At 32.0% G+C, this 3481-nt stretch carries 4 protein-coding genes; all 4 read right to left on the reverse strand.

Annotated elements, in window-relative coordinates; genetic code table 11:
- Positions 1-590: 590 nt before the first annotated feature.
- Positions 591-1160, reverse strand: coding sequence for a hypothetical protein (locus HA632_RS02935; RefSeq protein ID WP_176305730.1), 570 nt, complete (start codon positions 1158-1160; stop codon positions 591-593).
- Positions 1161-1388: 228 nt separating this feature from the next.
- The gene (locus tag HA632_RS02940) at positions 1389-2129 is read right to left on the reverse strand and encodes a hypothetical protein (protein ID WP_176305731.1); all 741 of its coding nucleotides are present in this window, start codon (positions 2127-2129) and stop codon (positions 1389-1391) included.
- Positions 2130-2277: 148 nt separating this feature from the next.
- The gene (locus HA632_RS02945; RefSeq protein WP_176305732.1) at positions 2278-2859 is read right to left on the reverse strand and encodes a hypothetical protein; all 582 of its coding nucleotides are present in this window, start codon (positions 2857-2859) and stop codon (positions 2278-2280) included.
- Positions 2860-3024: 165 nt separating this feature from the next.
- Positions 3025-3481 (reverse strand): hypothetical protein (locus HA632_RS02950; RefSeq protein ID WP_217902814.1); only part of this gene is annotated, 457 nt, incomplete at its 5' end.

The following is a 3481-nucleotide window of genomic DNA, read 5'->3' on the forward strand; positions in this document are numbered from 1 at the left end:
AACGTTCCGCCGCTTGGTAGTCGTGGCGACTTTTTAAATTATTGTTGTAAATATAATCAAATTTTGAACTTAGTACTTTCCGGCTAAGAAATGCAAAACCAGCCATGCTACCAAACGGCTGTTAGCACTTCGGTTTTCCTACTAACTTGAGCACGCAAACCTTTTTTAGCGTCAAACTTTGAGCGTAAACTTTTCGGTGTTATTTTGCTTTTTTTATTCTACAAATAACTTTCTGTAAATGAAGATTATTATTCCAATAATTGTCACAGCAACAATGGCTAACAATCGATAATGCCTAGAATTTTGAAGAATATTATATCCATTACTATTTTCTAACTTTTTAAAATTCCGCAACTCTTTTATTGATAAGAACAATAAAATGCAAATTATTATTATCCAAAAAACGTCTTTCATAAATTGTTTTTGTTGTTCAGCACGGGAAAACTGAGTGCTAACGTGCCGCAGATTGCTACAGTGGCGTTTTATTGTTACTGACTTTTACAAATATATCCAAAATTTTTTTCGACAGAGTCTTTTCGGATTATTACCAAGCGAAGCCATTGTTGCAAACTGCTGTTAGCCGTTCGGTTTTATTTTTGGTTTTCCGTTTTAACTTCTTCCATTTTTATAAATTCAAACTTTTTATTTGCTTCGTTCCAATTCCAATATTTTTCAAGTGCTTCAATTCCTTCACCTAAATTCATTCCTGAAAGGCTTGTTATTAATAATGTACTTTCTTTGTCTGAATTAACCGAATTTCCAATTCCGTCCCATTCGTCATCACTTGGTAAATCATAAACTTTTCCATTTCTGACATCTATCATTGCTCCAGAAATACAAGATGTACCGCAACCCCAAGTTGTAATTATATAATTTCCTGCGAAATTTACTTTTCCATCTTTATAAGATTCTGAAATTGCAGTTTTGTACGCTTTAGCTGTCTCATTGCTTTTAAAATCTATTTTAGCTTTTTCAGATGATTCTTTGAATTCAGTTTTATAATCTTCAAAAGTTATTTCTGATTTTACCTCTTTAGTAGTGTCTTTAATTTCTGCGTTAATTTCACTTTTCTCAGATGAAGTTGCATTAGGTTTTTCGGTGTTTTCTTTACAAGCAATTAAAGACATTGTAACTATTGCAGACAAAAGAATTTTTTTCATAATTGATTTAGTTTTTAGATTTTCTTATTAACGTTTTTTAATGTGTTTAATTATTTCGGTTTTTCTTCGTTCTACCAAACTGACGGCTAACGTGCCGCAGATTGTAACTGCTGCGACGATTTATTACTATTGATTCCAAATATAAAATTACTTTTTGAATTTTCAGAGAAAATTCGGTACACAAACCAAGCCACGCAGTAGTTACAAACTGCTGTTATCGCCAGTATTTTAATTTTTCACATCATAAGCTTCCGGCAACTTTAGCGCAAAACTTTTCATTTTTTTGCGACTAATTTTTCCGGTGATTTTATAATTTTCTTTTTCCAAAAACTGAACTAAAATCGGATAATTATGTTTGGTATTTACGTTTACTAGTTTTCCGCTTATGAAGTTAAAAAGATTAAAATTCCAATAACTATGATTTTCATAACCGATTAATTGCATTGTAATTATTTCATAATTTCCATCTCCATTTAAATCTCTTTCAACGCGATTTTCATATTGTTTATCATCAAATGAGATTTTTATGAAGCCTTGATTTACTTGCTGAAAAAGATAAATAACTTTCACATTCATAGAAGCCGTTCCGTTTCCCATGTATGGAGCAATAATCTTTAAATCTTTCAATCCGTCTCCATTAAAGTCCGCAACTCTGATTGTATCTATGGCGATTGGATTAAATCCCATATTTTCCTTGAATTGTTTGATTTCCAAATCTTTTTTGGAAAGCTTAATTATTGAGTTTTCAAACCAATGCTCTTTAAATGAAGTCAATTGAATAGTCAAAGATTCTCCATTTTTATAAAAGCTTGAAATGGTTTGTGTAAATTCTACTTTTTCTTTTGCGTCATTAATTTTCCAATTGCTATAAGCCTTAAATTTTACAGCTGGATATTTTTCAAAGTCGTATTGACCACTAACAATTAGCGGCAACATCAAGAAAAATGTCATTTTTAATACTTTCGTCATGAATATTGGCGATAACGTATCGCGGCTTGTGATAGTGGCGGAAATCAATCACTTTCCATTCCAAATATAACTAAAATTTCAATTAGCGAATAGATTTCCGATAAAGCCAAAACCAGCCATTATCACAAACTGCTGTTACCGGCTGTGTTTATTTTCTCTTTTTTAATCCACTTTGGCATATATCATATAATTTTTTGAATTCCTCCATGGAATTCTCCGCGTCATTTCCACATTCATAGTTCTTAAAGGTTTTACAATAATCTAAATATTTGATAGCTTGATGGAAATTGTTTTCAGAAATTTCAATTTTGGCAAGTTTGAATGCAGCTTTACTTCTGTCATAATCTGGGCCATTGTAAATATTCTTGGGTTCTTTTGTTTCTGTTTTGATTATACTTTCTAAAGTTGCTTTGGCTATTTCATAACGATGAAAATATGTTTCTAAATTTGCTTTTTGCATAAGCGCTTTTGTTACATAAACTGATTTAGGATAATTTTCCGCAAACTTGGAATATTTTCCCAACGCTATTTCTAATATTTCATTATCATTTTTAGTTTTAAATGCGATGCGTAAACTATCAACATTGTAAATTCTTGGAACTTCATCATCACAGATTAAACAATAGCTTTGAACTGATGCAATTCTCACAGATTTATATACCTCTTCTTCAGTTTGGCTGAGAACGATGTTAGAAGATAGAATTGCGATGTACAAAATAAGTGCTCTCATGAAATGCGGGTTTAAACATTGCCGGTAACGTTCCGCAGCTTGTGACTGCTGCGATGATTTATTACTGATGATTACAAATATAAAACTCCTTTTGAATTTTCGAAGAAAATTCGGGGCAAGCCCAAGCGCGCAGTAGTTACAAACTGCTGTTATAGGCTGTTATTGTCACTTAAAATATTCAACCACTTCTTTATCTTCGTCAACAATATGGTCTGTAATATGAAACACTTCACTTAGCCACGGATGTTTCAATGCATCTTTTCTGTCTAAAATATTCCCTAGCAAACTTTGTTTCCACGGCGATTCTTCTTTATCTATTAGACCGACATTAAAATTGTCACTATCCGTCCAAATTCTGAACGGAAATGAAAATCTTTTTTTCGGTTCTTCATCAGTATGCCAATCTCCAATGCTAATTATTCCAGTAACAATTTTCTCTTCGTGCTCTTTGGTGAATTTCAGATAATAAATTGCAAATGCATCGTCATCTTTGTAAACAAACCTTGTCAGTTTTATAGTTTCCTTTCCGCAACATTCGCAAGTTTCTATATTCGGTTCTTCAAATTCTATTTTAATCATGATTCTCTTTAAGCAGGATTTTCGACATAATAGCCTATAACGT

The organism is Flavobacterium sp. J49, from assembly GCF_011742145.1.
Classification (GTDB): Bacteria; Bacteroidota; Bacteroidia; order Flavobacteriales; family Flavobacteriaceae; genus Flavobacterium.

What these genes read in the sequence shown, in the direction of transcription:
- HA632_RS02935 (WP_176305730.1), bottom strand. Translation starts at nt 1,160, where the DNA reads ATGAAAAAAATTCTTTTGTCTGCAATAGTTACAATGTCTTTAATTGCT.
- HA632_RS02940 (WP_176305731.1), bottom strand. Translation starts at nt 2,129, where the DNA reads ATGACGAAAGTATTAAAAATGACATTTTTCTTGATGTTGCCGCTAATT.
- HA632_RS02945 (WP_176305732.1), bottom strand. Translation starts at nt 2,859, where the DNA reads ATGAGAGCACTTATTTTGTACATCGCAATTCTATCTTCTAACATCGTT.